The sequence below is a fragment of the Pseudomonas sp. BLCC-B112 genome, assembly GCF_028550695.1.
Lineage (GTDB): Bacteria > Pseudomonadota > Gammaproteobacteria > Pseudomonadales > Pseudomonadaceae > Aquipseudomonas > Aquipseudomonas danubii.
The window spans coordinates 1-5,526 of the sequence record NZ_JAQQGK010000026.1 but is presented as its reverse complement, the minus strand read 5'-3'; the positions used below and the strand labels follow the sequence as shown (position 1 = coordinate 5,526).

Genomic DNA, 5,526 nt, shown 5'->3' with positions numbered 1-5,526 from the left:
TCGGCGATGCATCGTTTCACTTCTGAGTTCGGGATGGGATCAGGTGGTTCCAACGCTCTATGGTCGTCAAGAAATTCGGTAGCCAGCTCGTTGCTTAAGCAACGCTCCAGCGAATGGGTATGTAATAGATTTGTGTGTTGTGCAAACTTTCGGTTCGTAGCGTCTTCACACACCGCAACTCGCTTCTTAAGCAAATTGCTTGGGTGTTATATGGTCAAGCCTCACGGGCAATTAGTATTGGTTAGCTCAACGCCTCACAGCGCTTACACACCCAACCTATCAACGTCGTAGTCTTCGACGGCCCTTTAGGGGATTCAAGATCCCAGTGAGATCTCATCTTGAGGCAAGTTTCCCGCTTAGATGCTTTCAGCGGTTATCTTTTCCGAACATAGCTACCCGGCAATGCCACTGGCGTGACAACCGGAACACCAGAGGTTCGTCCACTCCGGTCCTCTCGTACTAGGAGCAGCCCCTCTCAAATCTCAAACGTCCACGGCAGATAGGGACCGAACTGTCTCACGACGTTCTAAACCCAGCTCGCGTACCACTTTAAATGGCGAACAGCCATACCCTTGGGACCGGCTTCAGCCCCAGGATGTGATGAGCCGACATCGAGGTGCCAAACACCGCCGTCGATATGAACTCTTGGGCGGTATCAGCCTGTTATCCCCGGAGTACCTTTTATCCGTTGAGCGATGGCCCTTCCATACAGAACCACCGGATCACTAAGACCTACTTTCGTACCTGCTCGACGTGTCTGTCTCGCAGTCAAGCGCGCTTTTGCCTTTATACTCTACGACCGATTTCCGACCGGTCTGAGCGCACCTTCGTACTCCTCCGTTACTCTTTAGGAGGAGACCGCCCCAGTCAAACTACCCACCATACACTGTCCTCGATCCGGATAACGGACCTGAGTTAGAACCTCAAAGTTGCCAGGGTGGTATTTCAAGGATGGCTCCACGCAAACTGGCGTTCACGCTTCAAAGCCTCCCACCTATCCTACACAAGCAAATTCAAAGTCCAGTGCAAAGCTATAGTAAAGGTTCACGGGGTCTTTCCGTCTAGCCGCGGATACACTGCATCTTCACAGCGATTTCAATTTCACTGAGTCTCGGGTGGAGACAGCGCCGCCATCGTTACGCCATTCGTGCAGGTCGGAACTTACCCGACAAGGAATTTCGCTACCTTAGGACCGTTATAGTTACGGCCGCCGTTTACCGGGGCTTCGATCAAGAGCTTCGCGTTAGCTAACCCCATCAATTAACCTTCCGGCACCGGGCAGGCGTCACACCCTATACGTCCACTTTCGTGTTTGCAGAGTGCTGTGTTTTTAATAAACAGTCGCAGCGGCCTGGTATCTTCGACCGGCATGAGCTTACGGAGCAAGTCCTTCACCCTCACCGGCGCACCTTCTCCCGAAGTTACGGTGCCATTTTGCCTAGTTCCTTCACCCGAGTTCTCTCAAGCGCCTTGGTATTCTCTACCCAACCACCTGTGTCGGTTTGGGGTACGGTTCCTAGTTATCTGAAGCTTAGAAGCTTTTCTTGGAAGCATGGCATCAACCACTTCGTCACCTAAAAGGTAACTCGTCATCAGCTCTCGGCCTTAGAACCCCGGATTTACCTAAGATTCCAGCCTACCACCTTAAACTTGGACAACCAACGCCAAGCTGGCCTAGCCTTCTCCGTCCCTCCATCGCAATAACTAGAAGTACAGGAATATTAACCTGTTTTCCATCGACTACGCTTTTCAGCCTCGCCTTAGGGACCGACTAACCCTGCGTCGATTAACGTTGCGCAGGAAACCTTGGTCTTTCGGCGTGGGTGTTTTTCACACCCATTGTCGTTACTCATGTCAGCATTCGCACTTCTGATACCTCCAGCAAGCTTCTCAACTCACCTTCACAGGCTTACAGAACGCTCCTCTACCGCATCACTTACGTGATACCCGTAGCTTCGGTGTATGGTTTGAGCCCCGTTACATCTTCCGCGCAGGCCGACTCGACTAGTGAGCTATTACGCTTTCTTTAAAGGGTGGCTGCTTCTAAGCCAACCTCCTAGCTGTCTAAGCCTTCCCACATCGTTTCCCACTTAACCATAACTTTGGGACCTTAGCTGACGGTCTGGGTTGTTTCCCTTTTCACGACGGACGTTAGCACCCGCCGTGTGTCTCCCATGCTCGGCACTTGTAGGTATTCGGAGTTTGCATCGGTTTGGTAAGTCGGGATGACCCCCTAGCCGAAACAGTGCTCTACCCCCTACAGTGATACATGAGGCGCTACCTAAATAGCTTTCGAGGAGAACCAGCTATCTCCGAGCTTGATTAGCCTTTCACTCCGATCCACAGGTCATCCGCTAACTTTTCAACGGTAGTCGGTTCGGTCCTCCAGTCAGTGTTACCTAACCTTCAACCTGCCCATGGATAGATCGCCCGGTTTCGGGTCTATTCCCAGCGACTAGACGCCCTATTAAGACTCGCTTTCGCTACGCCTCCCCTATTCGGTTAAGCTCGCCACTGAAAATAAGTCGCTGACCCATTATACAAAAGGTACGCAGTCACAGAACAAAGTCTGCTCCCACTGCTTGTACGCATACGGTTTCAGGATCTATTTCACTCCCCTCTCCGGGGTTCTTTTCGCCTTTCCCTCACGGTACTAGTTCACTATCGGTCAGTCAGTAGTATTTAGCCTTGGAGGATGGTCCCCCCATATTCAGACAAGGTTTCTCGTGCCCCGTCCTACTCGATTTCATGACTAAGAGATTTTCGCGTACAGGGCTATCACCCACTATGGCCGCACTTTCCAGAGCGTTCCGCTAATCTCAAAGCCACTTAAGGGCTAGTCCCCGTTCGCTCGCCACTACTAAGGGAATCTCGGTTGATTTCTTTTCCTCAGGGTACTTAGATGTTTCAGTTCCCCTGGTTCGCCTCTTGCACCTATGTATTCAGTACAAGATAACCATCTTATGATGGCTGGGTTCCCCCATTCAGAGATCTCCGGATCAAAGTCTGTTTGCCGACTCCCCGAAGCTTATCGCAGGCTACCACGTCTTTCATCGCCTCTGACTGCCAAGGCATCCACCGTATGCGCTTCTTCACTTGACCATATAACCCCAAGCAATCTGGTTATACTATGAAGACGACATTCGCCGAAAATTTGCAATTTAACTCACAAATTTTACCTTAGCCTGATCCGTTACCAGTGAAAGTAACGTTCAGTCTATCTTTCTATCACATACCCAAATTTTTAAAGAACGATCTAATCAAAAGACTAGAAATCAACATTCAAGCAGAATGCTCATTTCTAAGCTTTCAGAAGCAGTTTATGGTGGAGCCAAGCGGGATCGAACCGCTGACCTCCTGCGTGCAAGGCAGGCGCTCTCCCAGCTGAGCTATGGCCCCATAACAAAATTGGTGGGTCTGGGCAGATTCGAACTGCCGACCTCACCCTTATCAGGGGTGCGCTCTAACCAACTGAGCTACAGACCCAATTTCGAGCTTGTAACTGTTAGCTTGGAGCTATCAGCTTGGAGCTTAAAGCTGCTTCTATCGTCTTCTTCAATGAATCAAGCAATTCGTGTGGGAGCTTATGAAGCAGCTGATGTCGTCGATTAAGGAGGTGATCCAGCCGCAGGTTCCCCTACGGCTACCTTGTTACGACTTCACCCCAGTCATGAATCACACCGTGGTAACCGTCCTCCCGAAGGTTAGACTAGCTACTTCTGGTGCAACCCACTCCCATGGTGTGACGGGCGGTGTGTACAAGGCCCGGGAACGTATTCACCGCGACATTCTGATTCGCGATTACTAGCGATTCCGACTTCACGCAGTCGAGTTGCAGACTGCGATCCGGACTACGATCGGTTTTATGGGATTAGCTCCACCTCGCGGCTTGGCAACCCTTTGTACCGACCATTGTAGCACGTGTGTAGCCCAGGCCGTAAGGGCCATGATGACTTGACGTCATCCCCACCTTCCTCCGGTTTGTCACCGGCAGTCTCCTTAGAGTGCCCACCATAACGTGCTGGTAACTAAGGACAAGGGTTGCGCTCGTTACGGGACTTAACCCAACATCTCACGACACGAGCTGACGACAGCCATGCAGCACCTGTCTCAATGCTCCCGAAGGCACCAATCTATCTCTAGAAAGTTCATTGGATGTCAAGGCCTGGTAAGGTTCTTCGCGTTGCTTCGAATTAAACCACATGCTCCACCGCTTGTGCGGGCCCCCGTCAATTCATTTGAGTTTTAACCTTGCGGCCGTACTCCCCAGGCGGTCAACTTAATGCGTTAGCTGCGCCACTAAGAGCTCAAGGCTCCCAACGGCTAGTTGACATCGTTTACGGCGTGGACTACCAGGGTATCTAATCCTGTTTGCTCCCCACGCTTTCGCACCTCAGTGTCAGTATCAGTCCAGGTGGTCGCCTTCGCCACTGGTGTTCCTTCCTATATCTACGCATTTCACCGCTACACAGGAAATTCCACCACCCTCTACCATACTCTAGCTTGCCAGTTTTGGATGCAGTTCCCAGGTTGAGCCCGGGGCTTTCACATCCAACTTAACAAACCACCTACGCGCGCTTTACGCCCAGTAATTCCGATTAACGCTTGCACCCTCTGTATTACCGCGGCTGCTGGCACAGAGTTAGCCGGTGCTTATTCTGTCGGTAACGTCAAAACAATCACGTATTAGGTAACTGCCCTTCCTCCCAACTTAAAGTGCTTTACAATCCGAAGACCTTCTTCACACACGCGGCATGGCTGGATCAGGCTTTCGCCCATTGTCCAATATTCCCCACTGCTGCCTCCCGTAGGAGTCTGGACCGTGTCTCAGTTCCAGTGTGACTGATCATCCTCTCAGACCAGTTACGGATCGTCGCCTTGGTGAGCCATTACCTCACCAACTAGCTAATCCGACCTAGGCTCATCTAATAGCGTGAGGTCCGAAGATCCCCCACTTTCTCCCGTAGGACGTATGCGGTATTAGCGCCCGTTTCCGGACGTTATCCCCCACTACTAGGCAGATTCCTAGGCATTACTCACCCGTCCGCCGCTCGCCACCAGGTACAAGTACCCGTGCTGCCGCTCGACTTGCATGTGTTAGGCCTGCCGCCAGCGTTCAATCTGAGCCATGATCAAACTCTTCAGTTCAAACATCTTTGGGTTTTGAGAAAACCCTAAACTTGGCTCAGCAATCGTTGGTTACATCTTTGATTTCTCGCGGAGTAACTTGTGATGCTGATAATCTTTTTGACTATCAGTCTGACTCCACAAGCACCCACACGAATTGCTTGATTCAGTTGTTAAAGAGCGGTTGGTTAAGATCTTTCGTCTCAACCGAGGCGCGCATTCTACAGCAGCCTCATTTGCTGTCAAGTGATTTTTTTAAGAAGTTTTCAAAGTTTCCTTTTTAACTTCAACCACTTGCGCTTCCGATCTCTCGTTAGCGGGAGGCGAATTCTACAGCGTTACACGCTGCTGTCAACACCTCTTTTTAACCGCTTTCGACCGAGAGGATCGAATCGTTAA

Annotated in this window: 2 tRNA genes and 3 rRNA genes; all 5 read right to left on the bottom strand. The window is 51.0% G+C overall.

Going from position 1 to position 5,526, the window contains the following annotated elements:
• Window positions 1–71: ribosomal RNA gene (gene rrf, locus PQT43_RS31175) — 5S ribosomal RNA — on the bottom strand; the annotation flags it as partial.
• 139 nt (window positions 72–210) lie between these two features.
• Window positions 211–3,102 (bottom strand): 23S ribosomal RNA (locus PQT43_RS31170).
• A gap of 221 nt (window positions 3,103–3,323) precedes the next feature.
• Window positions 3,324–3,399, bottom strand: a tRNA-Ala gene (locus PQT43_RS31165).
• A 10-nt stretch (window positions 3,400–3,409) separates the two neighbouring features.
• Window positions 3,410–3,486 (bottom strand) — tRNA-Ile (locus tag PQT43_RS31160).
• A gap of 123 nt (window positions 3,487–3,609) precedes the next feature.
• Window positions 3,610–5,148 (bottom strand): 16S ribosomal RNA (locus tag PQT43_RS31155).
• Window positions 5,149–5,526: the final 378 nt, after the last annotated feature.